This window comes from Gordonia malaquae NBRC 108250, assembly GCF_000344135.1.
Classification (GTDB): Bacteria; Actinomycetota; Actinomycetes; order Mycobacteriales; family Mycobacteriaceae; genus Gordonia; species Gordonia malaquae.
Genome location: NZ_BAOP01000008.1, coordinates 37,839 through 53,474, shown reverse-complemented (window position 1 = coordinate 53,474; position 15,636 = coordinate 37,839). Strand labels below are relative to the sequence as shown.

The 15,636-nt window shown below is 66.2% G+C and carries 12 protein-coding genes; 1 reads left to right on the top strand and 11 read right to left on the bottom strand.

Annotated elements, in window-relative coordinates; translation table 11 throughout:
* Nucleotides 1-32 precede the first annotated feature (32 nt).
* From fadD32 to GM1_RS07040, 5 genes are all read right to left on the bottom strand, one after another.
* Nucleotides 33-1,937: a long-chain-fatty-acid--AMP ligase FadD32 gene (gene fadD32, locus GM1_RS07060; protein WP_008377601.1), complete on the bottom strand. Its 1,905-nt coding sequence runs from the start codon at nucleotides 1,935-1,937 to the stop codon at nucleotides 33-35.
* 114 nt (nucleotides 1,938-2,051) lie between these two features.
* A complete protein-coding gene (locus GM1_RS07055) occupies nucleotides 2,052-3,059 on the bottom strand; it encodes an LLM class F420-dependent oxidoreductase (protein ID WP_008377600.1) in 1,008 nt (335 codons plus the stop codon).
* Nucleotides 3,060-3,184: 125 nt separating this feature from the next.
* Nucleotides 3,185-4,156 carry a cutinase family protein gene (locus GM1_RS07050; protein ID WP_008377599.1) on the bottom strand — a complete coding sequence of 324 codons (972 nt, stop codon included), beginning with the start codon at nucleotides 4,154-4,156 and terminating at the stop codon, nucleotides 3,185-3,187.
* Between the two features lie 4 nt (nucleotides 4,157-4,160).
* Entirely contained in the window at nucleotides 4,161-4,703 is a 543-nt protein-coding gene (locus GM1_RS07045) for a hypothetical protein (protein ID WP_008377598.1), read from the bottom strand.
* Between the two features lie 117 nt (nucleotides 4,704-4,820).
* Nucleotides 4,821-6,236, bottom strand: a complete 1,416-nt coding sequence (locus tag GM1_RS07040) for an alpha/beta hydrolase-fold protein (protein ID WP_008377597.1) — start codon at nucleotides 6,234-6,236, stop codon at nucleotides 4,821-4,823.
* A 315-nt stretch (nucleotides 6,237-6,551) separates the two neighbouring features.
* Between GM1_RS07040 and GM1_RS07035 the strand changes: the two genes are divergently transcribed.
* On the top strand, nucleotides 6,552-7,475 hold the full coding sequence (locus GM1_RS07035) for a type IV toxin-antitoxin system AbiEi family antitoxin domain-containing protein (RefSeq protein ID WP_008377596.1): 924 nt from the start codon (nucleotides 6,552-6,554) through the stop codon (nucleotides 7,473-7,475).
* Between the two features lie 127 nt (nucleotides 7,476-7,602).
* Here GM1_RS07035 and GM1_RS07030 read toward each other — a convergent pair whose 3' ends face one another.
* The 6 genes from GM1_RS07030 to glf all read right to left on the bottom strand — a co-directional run bounded on the left by GM1_RS07030 (nucleotide 7,603) and on the right by glf (nucleotide 15,505).
* Nucleotides 7,603-8,601: an alpha/beta hydrolase gene (locus GM1_RS07030; RefSeq protein WP_008377595.1), complete on the bottom strand. Its 999-nt coding sequence runs from the start codon at nucleotides 8,599-8,601 to the stop codon at nucleotides 7,603-7,605.
* 329 nt (nucleotides 8,602-8,930) lie between these two features.
* A complete protein-coding gene (locus GM1_RS07025; RefSeq protein ID WP_008377594.1) occupies nucleotides 8,931-10,961 on the bottom strand; it encodes an arabinofuranosyltransferase AftB family protein in 2,031 nt (676 codons plus the stop codon).
* On the bottom strand, nucleotides 10,948-11,865 hold the full coding sequence (locus GM1_RS07020; RefSeq protein WP_008377593.1) for a decaprenyl-phosphate phosphoribosyltransferase: 918 nt from the start codon (nucleotides 11,863-11,865) through the stop codon (nucleotides 10,948-10,950). The genes GM1_RS07025 and GM1_RS07020 overlap by 14 nt, the downstream gene beginning before the upstream one ends.
* Nucleotides 11,866-12,432 carry a phosphatase PAP2 family protein gene (locus GM1_RS07015; RefSeq protein WP_008377592.1) on the bottom strand — a complete coding sequence of 189 codons (567 nt, stop codon included), beginning with the start codon at nucleotides 12,430-12,432 and terminating at the stop codon, nucleotides 11,866-11,868.
* Nucleotides 12,413-14,308, bottom strand: a complete 1,896-nt coding sequence (locus GM1_RS07010; protein ID WP_008377591.1) for a glycosyltransferase — start codon at nucleotides 14,306-14,308, stop codon at nucleotides 12,413-12,415. Before GM1_RS07010 ends, GM1_RS07015 begins: the two co-directional genes overlap by 20 nt.
* A complete protein-coding gene (glf, locus tag GM1_RS07005; protein ID WP_008377590.1) occupies nucleotides 14,309-15,505 on the bottom strand; it encodes a UDP-galactopyranose mutase in 1,197 nt (398 codons plus the stop codon). It lies immediately after the preceding gene.
* Nucleotides 15,506-15,636 lie beyond the last annotated feature (131 nt).

The following is a 15,636-nucleotide window of genomic DNA, read 5'->3' as shown; positions in this document are numbered from 1 at the left end:
TCGTACCGGGCTCGCATTCGGGAGTTCTCTCGCTATTCGCCTGCGTCCGGGAACGCGGTCTGCTGGTATCCCCCGCGCAGCGTTCCGTCGATGTAGGCGGCTTTGGTCGCGCGGCGCGCGATCTTTCCGCTCGACGTGCGCGGGATGGATCCTGCGGGAACCAACAGCAGGTCGCGGACCATGACACCGTGCCGTCCGGCGATCGCGGCGCGGACCGTGTCGGCCACTTCTTGCGGGTCGGTGCGACGGCCCGGGCCGCGCTCTGCGACCACGACGAGCTGCTCCGAGGCATCATCGGCGTCGTACGTCAGGCCGCTGTGGCCCTGCTCGAACACCTCGGCGGGCAGCTGGTTCGCGGGCACCGCGAATGCCGCGACGAAGCCGGGACGCAGTGCGTTGCTCGCCTCCTGCGCACTGAACTCGAGATCCTGCGGGTAGTGGTTGCGGCCGTCGACGATCACCAGGTCCTTCACGCGACCCGTGATGTAGAGCTCGCCGCCGTACCAGACGCCGTAGTCGCCGGTGCGCATCCACTGCGCGTCGGCCGGGGCGCCTGCCGTGTGGCTGCCTTCCGCGAGAGGCACGTCGACCTTGTTGTGGAAAGTCTCGACAGTCTCGTCGGTCTTGTTCCAGTAGCCCTGGCCGATGTTGATGCCGTGCAGCCAGATCTCTCCGACATGACCGTCCGCCTGCTCGGTGCCGGTCTCCGGGTCGACGATCGCGGCCCATTGGCTCACCGCGACCTGACCGCACGACACCTGGGCGACTGCCTCGGGGTCGTTCTGGTCGATCGAGACGAATCGGCCGGCGTTGAGTTCGTTCCGGTCGACGTAGCTGATCTTCGCCGCGTCGTCACGCTGAGTGGCCGACACGAACAGGGTGGCCTCGGCCATGCCGTAGCAGGGCTTGATCGCCTTCGGCGACAGTCCGTAGGGAGCGAACGCCTCGTTGAACTTGCGCATCGAGCTGACGGTGACCGGCTCAGAGCCGTTGATCAGGCCGATCACGTTCGACAGGTCGAGATCTTCGCCCTCTGCGGGCAGACCGCGGGCGGCGGCGTGCTCGTAGGCGAAGTTCGGCGCGGCGGCGTACGTCGCGGCATGATCGTCGACAGCCGCGAGTTCGCGAATCCACCGCCCGGGGCGTCGGACGAACGCCTGCGGGCTCATGATGGTCACGTACTTGCCGCCGAGCGCAGGCAGGATCACCGTGACCAGGCCCATGTCGTGGAACATCGGCAGCCAGGTGACACCGCGCGAGTTGCGGTCGATGTTGATGCACTGCGCGATCTGCACACAGTTCGCGGCGACAGCGCGGTAGGTGATCTCGACACCGGCGGGGACGCGGGTGGAACCCGAGGTGTACTGCAGGTAGGCGACCGAATCCACGTCGTGGTTGAGGCCGAGGACCGGTGCGGTCCAGGAGGAGCCGACCGAGTCGGGCACTGCGTCGACCGCGATGACGCGGGGACGGTCCTTCGCCGGACGGTCGGAGAAGAAGTCGCGGACCGCTTCGGCCGACTTGGTCGACGTCAGGATCGCCGTCGGCCGGCAGTCGCCGAGCACCGCGTGCAGGCGGTCGGTGTGCCCCGGCTCGTCAGGGCTGAACAGCGGGACCGCCACATTGCTGGCGTACAGCGCGGCGAAGAAGCCGATCACGTACTCGAGCGACTGCGGTGCCAGAATCGCGACACGGTCACCCGGTTGCGTCACCTGCTGCAGGCGGGCCGCGACCGCGCGCAGGCGCTTGCCGAACTGCGCCCAGGTGAGGTCGATCGCCTCGCCGTCGCGTTCACGGCTGTAGTCCATGAAGCGGTAGGCCAGCGTGTCAGCGTGCATCCGCACGTTCTGCTCGACGTAATCGACGAGGGTCGCATCGTCCGGGAAACGGATCTGGCCGTTCTCGTCGAAAAAGCCCTCGAGTTCCGTGTTCAGCATCCAATAACTCCTGTGTCCGCAGCGTCGAACCGCGGTCCGTGTGCCATCGTTCCGTGCTCGGTCACGCGCGAACCGCGTGAACCGTCCCCCAGCGCACCTAAAACCTTGTTGATTCTACTCTCCTCGGAGAATAGGGATGACGGGTGCAAAAGCATCCATCTGAGTCGGGAAGATCCCGACATAACTCATTGACGTGCGGCGACGCACTTCTCGGATCTGTTCCGCGATCTCCTCGAACGTTCCGAACGCGAGGTACGGGGACGCCAGAATGTCGTCGACGGTCAGTTCCGCGTCGACAGCGATGTTGGGCGGGTAGCCGCTCGCGATCGCCTGCAACGCCATCTCCGCGGTCGCCTCACGATCATCGGTGATGACGATCGTCGCAATGGTCCAGTTCAACTCGATCTGGTCGAACCTGTCGCCTGCCGCCTGCCGAATCCGATCGACGCGCTCAGCAGTCTTCTCGATCGTCATGTCGGACAGCCGCATCCGGCCGTCCTTGGTCGATCCGGTGGCGACCGAGATGATGTCGGCATGCTTCGCGGCGAGCGCGAGCATCTTCGGTCCGCCGCCGCCGACAGCGATCGGCGGGCGTGGGCCCTGACGGGGACGCGGAGTGCCTTGGAGGCCGTTGATCTGGTAGAACTCGCCGTCGAAGTCGACGGTCTCGCCGCGCATGAGCCGGTCGAGGATCGTCAACGACTCGTCGAGCTTGCGGATCCGCTCGGCGGGCGTGCCGAACTCGAGGCCCGCCTTGTCGAACTCCTCTTTCATCCACCCTGAGCCGATGCCGAGCTCGAGGCGCCCCTTCGACAGGACGTCGATGGTCGTCGCCTCTTTCGCGAGGATGGCTGGATGGCGGAATCCGTTGGCGAGGACGGAGGTCGCAAGGCGGATCGTGTCCGTCGCCTGCGACAGTGCGCCGAGAGCTGCGAGCGGTCCGACCTGATTTCCCAGGTGGTCCGGGATGGCGAACGTGTCGTACCCGTACTCTTCAGCGGTCTGTGCGAGCTTCACGAACTTGCGCGCGCCGCCCTCGTCTTTGTTTCCTTCGCCGCCCGCGCCGAAACGGAACTTGCGCAGTCCGTCGGCGTTGTGCGTAGACGAGTCCGGTGTGGTCACGTACGCCTCTCCTCGCTCGGGTCCTCGCCCCGGCGTGTACACCGTGGCCTCAACCCGAGCAGATTACCGCAGGTACACCGTCGATTCCCAAACCTGCGGGCACGTTCCACCGAGCGATCGGCCCGCTATCGCGTTCCTCTGATCAGATCACCCGACCAACCGAGCATCCACTCGGTGGCCGTCTGCCCCTGGTAACTCCAGTACTTGGACGTCGCGTACATGGCGTGGACCGGATTGTTCACAGCGTTCGCGAAGTCCGTGATCGCCTTGACCGGGTTGGTCACAGTGGGGGCATCACAGATCAGATCACCCTTGGCACAGATCGAATACGTCCGGTCGCGGAGCGTCCCGAAACCGCCTGCGCGCGCGCCGGTCATCGTCGTGCCGGGAACGAGTCCGCCGAGTCCGCCGATCGACACTTCGGCCCCGACCCCGTCCGGGCTCGGCCCGACGTCGTTCTGCTCTCCGGACTGGCGTCGACCGTCGGCGATCAGCCCGACTCCGAGGACGAGGTCCTGGTCCTGCGCGGACAGCGGTCCACGACCGTTGCCGATGTCGGAGGCGACGTCGCCTGCGATGACGGCGCCCTGGGAGAAGCCCATGAGGACGAACTTCGTCAGCGGGCAGTGCTCGTTGACGGCCTTGATCTTGGCGACTGCCCGACGCTTGCCCTGCGCCCGGGAGTCGTCGTAGGTGGCCTGACGATCGCCGAGGTTCGCCGGGTTACGGAACTTCGCCTTGTAGGGCAGCGTGTAGACGTCTGCGGTCGACTCACCGAACTCGTCACGCAGTTTGGAGCTGACCTTGAGCATCAGCGAGCGCTTATTGGCCGTCGGGTTGTACGGGTCGTCGTCCGACTTCGACTCCCAGGTGCCGGGAATCACGAGGGCGAAGACCTTCGAGCAGTCGGCGGGCTGTGTGGTCGGTCGCTTCGTGGTGCTCGTCGGTGGCGTCGTGGGGCCGCCGGGCGGTGCAGGCGTCGGTTTGAGCCACAGGTAGACCAGCGCGGCGATCAGGACGATCGCGACGAGCCCGAGGGCCGCGACGACCAACAGGAGCCTGCCGACCCTGCGCCGCGGCTTGCGGTTGGCGCTCACGCGGTCAGCAGAGGTGTTCGTCGGCCGCGGCGATCACCTTGTCGGCCCTGACGCCGGCGTCGGCTTCACTCTTGGACATCGGCCCGATCGCGGCGCGCATGTACGCCTTGATCATGGTCGGGTCGGTCTTCTGCGCGCGCTGGGAGCAGACGTATGCGCCCATCGTCAGGGCGATGTTGTTGTCGGAGTCGCCCTTGAACGAGACGTTCTTCCGCTTGAGTTCGGCGAGGTACGCCTTCTCCTTGTCGGAGAGCTTCACGCCGGTGGGCGTCGGAATGCCGCCGGGGAAGTTCTTCGGCACCTTGGTCGACGAATCGGGGCTCGTCGCAGGCACCGAGACGCTCGCGTTCGACGCGCCCGACTCCGCCTCCTTCGACGCCTCAGATTCCGCCTCCGCCGAGTCGGAGGCGTCCATCGACGTCGTCGTGACGGCCTCCGTGCCGATGGGCGCGCTCGCGGTCGTGGAGTCGTTGCACGCCGCCAACGCGGTGGCCCCGACGAGGAGGACGCCGACGGTGGCGAGGACGCGTAAGAACTTCACACTCATGCTCGAGACTTTACCGGCCGAGTTCATCTGTTCCGGCCTCTCGTCGCGTTCCCGTGTCGAAGCCACGGGGAGTTCTCAGGCGTTGTTCAGAGAACCCGGCCCACGGCGTGGTCGACGTCACTCGACGCGTGCTCCGGCCTGCGGAGTCCACGTGATCTTGCCGCGTTCGAAGGTGTTGAACTTGACGCCGTCGCGACCTGTCAGCTCGTCACTCGTCGGCAGTCCGAGCCGTTCCATCGCCGGGACGTACGCCCCGCCGATCGCCCCGCCGACCACACGCGGACCCTTCGGTCCGGTGAAGATGCGGCCGTTCCGGAAGTCCTGTGCGCGCCCGCCGGGAACCGCGTACTCCGGGGTGAGGCATCCGCCGAGGCCCTTGACCTGAGGGGCCTTCTTGAAGGCGTCGCCCACGACGCACGCCACCTTGTCGCCGGACAGTCCGAGGGCGCCCGCAACCTGCGGCCAGGCCTGAACCATCTCGAACTGCCAGTACGGCCACGTGTGGGTGCCGGACGGACGGTAGACAGCCTGACCGTTGATGCCGAGCTTGTTGAGCTTCGACGCGAACTGCTGGCTCGTCATCCGCGAGAGTACTTCCAAGCCGACACCGGAGTAGTTGGTGGCGAGCAGCGGAATGTCGGACGGCTTGTCGTGCGGGCCGACGACGCCGTTGCCGGAGGAGATGTACAGGCTTGTGCCGCGCAGCTTGTCCGCGAGCAGGTACGGGTCGTGCTCCTTCCACGCGGGATCGCTCGGCGGGCCGAACATCTTCGCGGCGTCGTAGCCTCCGCCGTCGCGCAGTGCGAACTGGATCGCTTCGGGCATGCCGTAGGACGTCATCTGCAAGATGCCCGAGAACGAACCGGCGAACTTGTAGAAGCCCGGGTTGCGCGCGGCGAGCATCATCGCGGCGGTGCCGCCCATCGACAGGCCCTGGATCGCGCGGACCTGCGTGGACCGCCAGTCCTTCTCGAGGATCGTGGGCAGTTCGTGGATGAGGAAGCTCTCCCACTTGTAGTTCTTGCCGCGGTCGGGTTCTTTCCAGTCGGTGTAGAAGCTCGACTCGCCGCCGACGGGGAGGACAACATTCACGTTCTTGTCGGCCATGAACTGCTCGACGTTGGTGTTGATGATCCAGCCGTTCTGATCGTCCTGCGCGCGCAGACCGTCGAGCATGGTCAACTGCGGGAACTTCATGTCGGGCTTGGCGAACCAGTCGCGGGCCAGGAGCAGCTGCACCTGGATGTCGGTGTTCATCGCCGGCGAGTGCACCCACACTGCCACGCGGTGCGACGAGTACCAGGCCACCTTCGTGACCGTCGCAGGCGGCGCAGGCTTGGCGGGCGGAGCCTTCTCCGCGGGCTTGGCACTCGACTTCGGCGCAGGCTGCTTCTTCTTCGGTGTCACCTGCGTGGTGGGAACCGGGTTCGGCGTGGCATGGACGGGCGCCGCCGTCAACGCGAGCGATGCGCTCGCCGCGACCGCGACCGCGGCCACCGCCTTGCGCGGCGTCGTCGTCTTCCAGATCTTCACTGCGTGCTCCTCGAGGGACCGGGTCTACTCCCCGCGCAATACTCATGACGCGGGTTCCTGAGAAATTTCTACACGTCCGGTCGAGGGTTTTGTGCGCGCCACGCTGTGACGCGTGTGAATTGTGTGACTAATGTGTCTCGATTTCGCTGGTCGGCGGCGCTGAACGTCCGCGCGTGTGACGTCGACCGCCCATCCGCTCCCTCCGGCTACATCCGCTCCCTCCGCGGAGGGAGCGGATGTCGTGGGAGGGAGCGGATGACAGGGCTGTGGACAACGCGGGTGCGCTTTCTGCGACTCCGGTGTCTACTTCGTCGCATGTGGCCGACGGATCAACACGGGATAGTTCAACGAGACGCCGCACTGGCGCGAGGAATCTCGCCGCGACGCGTCGACGATGCAGTGCGATCGGGTGCGTTGATTCTCTTGGCTCGCGGGCGCTACCTCCCGCGTGAAGCGATCGCCGACGTCGACGCGCCGCGCGACGAGCTATACCGATACCGGAGCATCGCGTCGGCCCTCGGGTCCGGGCGACCCGTTCTCAGCCACGACTCCGCCGCCGCGGTCCTCGGACTCAAGCTCCTCTACCCCGATCAGAAGAACGTTCACGTGACGAACGGCAGGGGGAGCGGAGGCTCGCGACGCCCGCAACGGATGGTCCACGCCGGGCTGCTCCCGGACGACGACCTCGTCGACGTCGACGGGGTACTCGTGACTGGGCCGGCCCGGACCGCCGTCGACGTCGCCCTCGCGACCGCCACATTCCCGCAAGCGCTGACCGCCTTCGACGCAGCGCTCGCGGTCGGAGTCGATCGCGAGGATCTCCGCCGGAGGCTGGCAACCTCACGTCGAGGCGTCGGCCTCGCCCGCCGGGCGCTCTTGTTCGCCGATGGCCGGGCCGAGTCGCCCGGAGAGTCCTGGAGTCGTGCGCAGATGATCGAAGCCGAGCTCCCCGTCCCCGATCTTCAGGTGGAGTACATCCTCGCGTCCGGCCGGACAGCGCGATGCGACTTCGGCGTCGACGACGTCTTCGTCGGAGAGTTCGACGGCCTCGTCAAGTACCGCCGATCGATGCGCGCAGGCGAATCACCGGAGGACGTCGTCATCCGCGAGAAGATCCGCGAGGACGAACTTCGAGACCTCGGCCTGGACGTGGGGCGCTGGGTGTGGCGAGACCTCCGCGAGGCGACGATGGTCGCCAAGTTGAAGCGCCGCTACGACCGGCTCGGTATCCGGTACTGACACATTCGCTCCCTCCCACGACATCCGCTCCCTCCGCGGAGGGAGCGGATGCGGCCGGAGGGAGCGGATACAAGAATGCCCCCGCACTTGATGTGCGGGGGCATTCTCGACGAGCGTGTCTAGGCGACTAGCGGAAGAATCCGCGGTTCAGCGCGTTCCACGCCATGTCCTTCCAGTAGCCCCACGCGTGGGTGCCGTTGGCGTAGTAGGTCATGGTCGGGACGCCCTGGACCAGCGCGCTGACCTCGAAGGCCTTGGCCTGGGTGAACGCGAGGAGCTCCAGCGGGGTGCCCTTGATGAAGTCGTCGATGACGTTCTGCGGGTAGTTGTAGCGACCGAAGAGGCCGTTGCCCGAGCCGACGAAGACCTTCAGGCCACGCATGCGGTTGATGAGCATGGTCGGGTCGTTCTGGGCCCAACGCGGGCTCCACGGCGGGCCCCACATGGCGTCGACGTTCCACGGCGCCGGTGCGACGTCGAGCATCGCCATACGGAGTGCGGTGCGCATACCGGGCGCGGTCAGCCAGTTGTAGCCCGAGAGCGATGCGGCTGCGTAGTAGAGGTCACGACGCTGCGCGGCGTGCGTCAGAGCGGCGCCGCCACCCATCGACAGGCCCATGATGGCGTACTTGCCGCCCTTGCCCTTGAAGCCGCGCGAACGCAGTGCCGGGACGAGGCGGTTGTCGATGACACAGCCCCACATGTAGCGCTTCTTCTGACCGTTGAAGTTCGAGGGAGCGTCCCAGTTCGTGTAGAAGCTGTTCGCACCGCCGACCGGCTCAACGACGTTGACGCCGCGGTTCACGAAGTTCTGAACGTTGGTGTTGATCTCCCAGCCGCTGCGGTCGTACTGCGCACGCATGCCGTCCAGCAGGATCACAGTGCGCTGATTGCCGGCCTTCTTCCAGGCGCGGACCTTCACCTTGCCGGGAGCCATCGACTTGTTGCCGAAGGCGCCGTTGGTGGGCATGCCGCAGGCGTCGATCCAGAACTCCTGGAAGCCCGGGGCCGCGTCGGCCTTACCCGAACCGATCGAGGTACCCATCAGGCCCATTGCGGTGACGACCGCGAGGACGACTGCGGTCACCTTGCGACCGTAGCGCCGCGTGCTCTTCGCTTCACGCATTGACTTGAAATCTCCCTAACGTTGTTCCGGCGCTTCGATGGAATCTCCATCTGCGCGCCGCTGTCGACCCGAGTCGACTCACGATTCACACACGCCACATCCGCATCGGATAGACGGGAGTCTATCGAGAGCGACACACCTCCCCACACATCATGTGAGCTGTCTCACATTCGCAGGTCAGGCGGGCCTACTCGTTCGTAACCCTCACCGAAGCGGTGGTTCCTACTGAGTTCTATCGACTGATCGAGAGCTGACGTTACCGTTCCGAGATCAGCGTCAGCAAGCTGCTGTTCCATGTGTCACTTATCTGGCGCTCATGTAACACTTTGCTACTTCTCATTCCCGGCGTCGGGCAGCGTCAGACCGCATCGAGCGATCTCGTACTCCGGCACACGAGAGATCCGATAGCTGTTGAAGCCCGCCGCCTGCCGCAGATTGTGCCGGAAACGCGCAAAACTCCAGGTGTCCTTGTACGACGCGAACCTGTCGACGGTGTCCGGACAGGTGAGCGCCAGCTTCGCCAGCATCACTTCCCGCTTCGGGATGAACGCGGGCAGACCCGTCCCCGAACTCACTCCGCCGCTCTCCGCGACGACCCACGAACTCGGCAAGTTCTTGTCGTGCCCGATTCGGCCGTCCGGCAGGCGAGCAGTGTGCGCGGCCAACGGGTAAGCCAACCCCATCTGGTCGATCACCCGGACGTCGAGCGGCGCGTTCATGCTCGTCATTCCGAGGTTCAGGAAGTACACCGTCACCTCACGCGGCTTGCCCTCGGGCATCTTGTCCGGGAGTTTCGCGACGTACCACTGGTCGTAGTTGGCCGAGGGCAGGATGATGCCGCCGGTGGCGTGCAGTTCGTTGATCCGGTCGACCATCGCCCGCATGCGCGGGTAGTCGAGGTAGTCCTCCGCCGTCACCGGGTTCTCATTCCCCATGTTGGTGACGTAGAAGCGACGTTCGTCGACGATGCCGTCGCGCCCGATGTCCATCGGAGCGTTCGACAGGACCTTCTCATGGGCCGAGACACCCCACCACACGGTGACGCCCCACGACACGACGATGCCGATCGCCGCGGCGAGACGCAGTTGTCCACTGCGAGTCCGGACCGTGGCCGGCAGCACCGCAGGCACCACCATCACCGGGAGCAGCAGGATGAACATCGGCGTCAGCAGGACGCGGCCGTGCATGAAGTCGCCGCCCTGGCGCAGCCAGTACACGCTGAGAATCGCACCGGCGAGCAGCATCGTGATGACTACCGTTCGCTGCGACTGCATACCTGCCGAGAACGAGGCCCAGAACGAAGCCACCCGCTCGCGCGTGGTGGCAGGCTCGTGGGCGTCCAGGATGTCCGGCGTCTCGGTGTCGAGAGATGACTCGGCGTCGAGAGACGACAGGGCCTCGGCTTCGCCCGGCGAGCTGATGGACTCGCGGTCGGCGCGAGCCAGAACGGCCAGCAGGATGCCGACGACCACGGCGAGAATCACCGGGAGGATCAGCGTGTACGGGGAGAAGAGATTGCCGAGGTAGGTGAAGCCCTGCGACCACTTGGCGCCACTGGCGTCCTTCGCGATCGCCGGGTTCGGCACGAGGACGGCGTAGTAGCCCATCCGGAAGATCTGATAGCCGACGGGCAGAGCGCCCGCGACAGCCGTCATCGCCACGCGCATCTTCCAGCCGATCGGCGAGCAGAACAGCACGAGCAGGACGAGCACGCCGACGACCGCGCCTTCCGGGCGGACCAGCGGTGCAAGGCCTGCGGTGAACGCGAGCGCCAGGAACGCAGCGCGGGTGCGGCGCGTCGGTTCGGCATCCCGTCGACGAGCCCAGGCGAGGAGCTGGCACCACAGAGCGGCGACCCAGAAGATCGTCAGACCGTTCTCCAGGCCCGAGGTCGCGAAGTCACGCGCAGGCGGGATCGTGATGTAGACGACGGCGCCGAGCGGGAGGAGGAGTCCGACGCCCGGTCCGGTCACTCGACGCCCGTAGAGTCGCGCAGTTCCGTACATCGCCAGCGGAATCGCCGTGACCGACAGGATCAGCGCCACCCACAGGGCGACGTATTCGGTGTGCTCTGCGCCGGTGATCCAGGAGAAGAACCACATGACGTACGTCCACAGGGTGGACGTGTTGGCTTCCACCCGCTCCCCCGCATTGAACACGGGACCGTTGCCCGCCAGCAGGTTCCGGATGGTTCGCAGAACGATCAAACCGTCATCGGCGATCCACCGGCGCTGCCAGGCTCCGATCGCGAAGAGTGTGGTCACGACGATCGCGCCGATCGAGAAACTCGCGATCGGCGCGATCAGACGTGCGCGTGAAGAAGGTGCGGCCTGCTCGGAGGCCGTGTCAGAACGGGGCATAAACGGCCACACCTACGAGCACGACCCACGCGACGGCCAGCGCCTGCAACACGCGGTCGCCGAGAGCGACCTCCTCCGGCTCGCCCGCCTGACCGCCGTCGACGTCGACGGCGTATCGAAGGATCGCGATGGTGAACGGCACCATCGAGATCGCGTAGAAGACGTTGTCACCCTGCGTGCCGTCGAACGCCCACAGTCCGTAGCAGAGGACGACGGCGGTGGCCGACAGCGTCCAGACGAAACGCAGGTACGTCGTGGTGTAGTACTCGAGCGACTTGCGGATCTTGGCGCCCGTGCGCTCAGCGAGCTGCAGTTCGGCGTACCGCTTGCCTGCCGCCATGAACAGCGAGCCGAAGGCCATGACCAGCAGGAACCACTTGGACAGGGCGATCTCGGCGGCGACGCCACCGGCGATCGCGCGCAGCAGGAAGCCGGACGACACGATGCAGATGTCGATGACGGCCTGGTGCTTGAGTCCGAAGCAGTACCCGAGCTGGATCACCAGGTAGACGGCGATGGTGACGGCCGTCTGCCAGTTGGCGACGAACGAGATGCCGATCGACCCGGCCGCGAGGACCGCCGCCAGCACGAACGCCAGGTTGCGCGGGACCACACCCGCGGCGATCGGACGGAAACGCTTGGTCGGGTGCTGGCGGTCGGCTTCGACGTCCAGTGCGTCGTTGATCAGGTAGATCGACGACGCGACCATGCAGAACGCGATGAAGGCGATGCCGACGGACGCCATGCGGCCACCGTCGGTGAGAGTGTCGGTGCCCGCTGCCATCGGCGCGGCCAACACCAGGACGTTCTTGACCCACTGGCGGGGACGCAACGCCTTGATCAGCCCGGAGGCCAGGTTCTTCGGCGGACCGGCCACACCGGTCTCGATCGGCTCCTCGCTCATCTACTGCTCCTCGATTCTCGTGTCTGCGGCAATGACCGCGCCTGCGGTCAGCGCTCCGACGAGTGCTCCGGCAGTCACATCGGAAGGGTAGTGGACGCCGAGCACCAAACGTGAAACGAGCATCGGCGGGACCACGAGTGCCGGCAGCACCGCGGGCGGCAGGCCTGCGGCTCGTCCGAGCAGGATGGCCGCAGCCGTGGTGGACGTCGCATGGCTGGACGGGAAGCTCAGCTTGCTCGGCGTGCCGACTCCGACATTGATGTCGGGGTGATTCGGACGCTTGCGGCGGACCACGCGCTTGATGACGACCGACGCGGCGTGCGCGGTGAACGCCCCGACCCCGGCCTCGATGTAGCGGCGACGCGCCACCAGATCACCGCGGCGGTGTGCGGCGAGCGCACCCGCACCGGCGAGCGCGAACCAGCCGAGGGAGTGCTCGCCGAAGTGGGAGAGTCCACGAGCGGCGGGCAGGACACCCGGCCGACCGCCGATGGCGCCCTGGATCGCGACGAGCGCCGCGGCCTCGCCCGACGCCGGGCCGATCACATCAGTCGATTCCGAAGACACGTGCCCAACTCTCCTTGCTCACCAGGTCGTCGTGTGCGGCGCGGTACTCCACGCGCATCTCGTCGAAGCGTTCCCGCAGTTCACGGACCAGCGCGGCCGATTCGCGACCGAGCTCGACCATCGTGTCGCGATCACGCTTCCGGTAGACCACGCCGCGGCCGTCGGCGGTGGTCACGGTGACACCGTCCACCCGGCCGAGGGAGAACCAGCGCGCCTCGATCGGCGGGTAGTTGGCCTGCGGAGTCTCGTGATGACGCGGATCGGCAGGCCGGGCGTTGTTCAGCAGCACCTTGGCGAGGGTCCGCACCTTGGCGACCGCGCCCTGGGGACCGTTGACACCGAGTGCGGTGGCTTCACCGCTGGTGCGCGGCAGATCCTGCGCGGACGGCAGGACGACGGCGTCCGGGTACTGCTTGCGGATCCCCGCCACCTTGCCGAGCGCCGTCGGCAGGATGGAGCGAATATGGTCGGGACCTGCGAGAAAGTCGCGGATCGCCTCGTTCTGGATCGCGACCGTCGAGTACTCCAGGCACATCAGATGCTTGGCGGTGGCCTTGGCCATCGACGTCAGGATGCCGTCGATCGAACCGTCCTTGTACATCGAGGCGACCACGAGCCGGTTGCGGAGATGGAAGTACGCCTGCCAGTCGATGGCGTCGTCCTTGTCGCTCCACGCCATGTGCCAGATCGCGATGCCGGGGACCGTCGCGGTCGGGTAGCCGGCGCGAGCGGCACGAAGCGCGAACTCCCAGTCGTCCCACTTGATGAACAGCGGTAGGGGCAGTCCGATGGTCTCGGCGACCTCGCGGGGATACATGCACATCCACCAGCCGTTGCCTTCGACGTCGATGCGCCGGTGCAGGTTCTTCGAGTTGTCTCGGTCGGTGAGCGGGTACTTCGAGAAGTCGTGGTCGTACTCCACGAACGGTGCGGCCGTCCACATGAATTTGTGGTGGTCGATCACTTCGCCCATGCAGTGCAGATGACTGCGTTCCTGGAGGTTGAGCATCTGACCGCCGACGAGCATCGGCGCTTTGGCGAAACGCGACAGCGCGAGCGCACGCAGGATCGAGTCCGGCTCGATCATGATGTCGTCGTCCATGTACAGGATGTACGGGCTGTCGGTGAGACGAAGCGCCTCGTACAGGATGCGCGAGTAGCCGCCGGATCCACCGAGATTGCCCTGGTCGAAGATGTGCAGACGGTCGCCGAGCGCGGCAGCGGCCTCGGTGTAGCCGGGTTCGTCCTTCACCTTGCGGGTGCCCTGGTCGGGCATCAGGACTGCGTCGATCACCTCGTTGACCAGCGGATCGGACGTCAGCGCGGCCAACGCCGCGACGGCGTCGGTCGGCCGGTTGAACGTCGGGATTCCGACGGTCACGTTGTCGGAGCCGTGTTCGGGTTCGACGGTGGCGTACCAACCGGCGGACAGGATCTCGGTGGCCGAGTCGGTGGTGACGTCGAACCAGATCCACCCGCCGTCCTCGAACGGACCGAGATCGGTCTCCAGCTCGATGACGCCGGTACCGGTCTCCGGGTCGATCTCGACGAGGTCGCCGCCGATGCCGATGCGCGAACCGTCGATCTTGGAACGGTAGAGATCGACGCGGGCGTCGCCGCGGATCTCGACACGCAGGACCACGGACGTCAGCGTGCTCCAGCGTCGCCAGTACGACGCCGGGAACGCGTTGAAGTACGTCGCGAAGCTGGCTTCCGAGTCGGACCCGAGACTGACGCTCGTACGGCTCGACGCGTGGGCGCGTCCGCTGTTGGTGGACGCCTCCTCAAGATAGAGGGACCGCACGTCCAGGGGCTCTCCCTGGCGCGGGAAGATGACGCGCTGCAGGAGGCTGACGGCTGTGGTGGTGGTGCTCATTTACTCCGCTTCCGACGCCAGCGGCGCACCGTCGCGCAGATGCGGTGCCAGCGTGTTGTCGAACATGGTCAGGGCACTGGCGATCGCCATGTGCATGTCGAGGTACTGGTAGGTGCCCAGCCGTCCGCCGAAGAGCACCTTCGCGCTCGCGGTCTCGGCCTTCGCGAGGTCGCGGTAGGCCGCGAGACGCTCGCGATCGTCCGGGGTGTTGATCGGGTAGTACGGCTCGTCACCCTGGTCGGCGAAACGGCTGAACTCGCGCATGATGACCGTCTTGTCGGTCGGATAGTTCGTGCGCTCGGGATGGAAGTGGCGGAACTCGTGGATGCGCGTGAACGGGACGTCGGCGTCGTTGTAGTTCATCACCGGCGTGCCCTGGAAGTCGCCCGTCGGCAGCACTTCGGTCTCGAAGTCGAGGGTGCGCCAGCCGAGTTCGCCCGCCTGGTAGTCGAAGTAACGGTCCAGCGGACCTGTGTAGACGACGGGAGCGTCTGGATTGGCCGCGCGGAGTTCGTCGCGGACGTCGAACCAGTCGGTGGAGAGCCGGACCTCGATCCGCTCGTCGGCCGCCATGTTCTCCAGCCACGCGGTGTACCCCTCGACGGGCAGTCCCTCGTAGGTGTCGCTGAAGTACCGGTTGTCGAAGTTGTAGCGAACCGGGAGGCGAGTGATGTTGCCCGCCGGGAGGTTCTTCGGGTCGGTCTGCCACTGCTTGGCGGTGTAGGCCTTGATGAACGCCTCGTAGAGCGGGCGCCCGATCAGGCTGATCGCCTTCTCCTCGAAGTTCGCGGCGTCCTTCGAGTCGAATTCGGCGGACTGCTCGGCGATGAGCGCACGCGCCTCGTCGGGTGTGTGCGACTTCCCGAAGAACTGGTTGACCAGCCCGAGGCCCATCGGCAGCGGGTACGCCTGGCCCTGGAACAGGCCGAACACACGGTGCTGGTAGCCGGTGAACTCGGTGAACTGCGTGACGTAGTCCCACACCTTCTGATTGGAGGTGTGGAAGAGGTGCGCCCCGTACTTGTGGATCTCGATGCCGGTCTCGGGCTCGGCCTCGGAGTACGCGTTGCCGCCAATGTGGTCACGTCGGTCGAGGACGAGCACCCGCTTGCCGAGCTGGGTCGCTGCTCGCTCTGCCACGGTCAGGCCGTAGAACCCGGAGCCGACGACGATCAGATCGTAATTGTTGTCCGTCACGGCTGTTCAGCCTATCCGACAGAAGCTGAGTATTCGCCCAGCGTCGGCACACGATAGCGCATGTCACGCTGTGAGCTTGGTCTGCGACCAACGCAACGCGACCACCCGCCCAACGACCGGCTCCCCGAGCG

Coding starts and splice junctions, on each gene's coding strand:
- GM1_RS07045 (WP_008377598.1), bottom strand. CDS start 4,703: ATGAGTGTGAAGTTCTTACGCGTCCTCGCCACCGTCGGCGTCCTCCTC.
- fadD32 (WP_008377601.1), bottom strand. CDS start 1,937: ATGCTGAACACGGAACTCGAGGGCTTTTTCGACGAGAACGGCCAGATC.
- GM1_RS07030 (WP_008377595.1), bottom strand. CDS start 8,601: ATGCGTGAAGCGAAGAGCACGCGGCGCTACGGTCGCAAGGTGACCGCA.
- GM1_RS07020 (WP_008377593.1), bottom strand. CDS start 11,865: ATGAGCGAGGAGCCGATCGAGACCGGTGTGGCCGGTCCGCCGAAGAAC.
- GM1_RS07035 (WP_008377596.1), top strand. CDS start 6,552: ATGTGGCCGACGGATCAACACGGGATAGTTCAACGAGACGCCGCACTG.
- GM1_RS07010 (WP_008377591.1), bottom strand. CDS start 14,308: ATGAGCACCACCACCACAGCCGTCAGCCTCCTGCAGCGCGTCATCTTC.
- GM1_RS07025 (WP_008377594.1), bottom strand. CDS start 10,961: ATGCCCCGTTCTGACACGGCCTCCGAGCAGGCCGCACCTTCTTCACGC.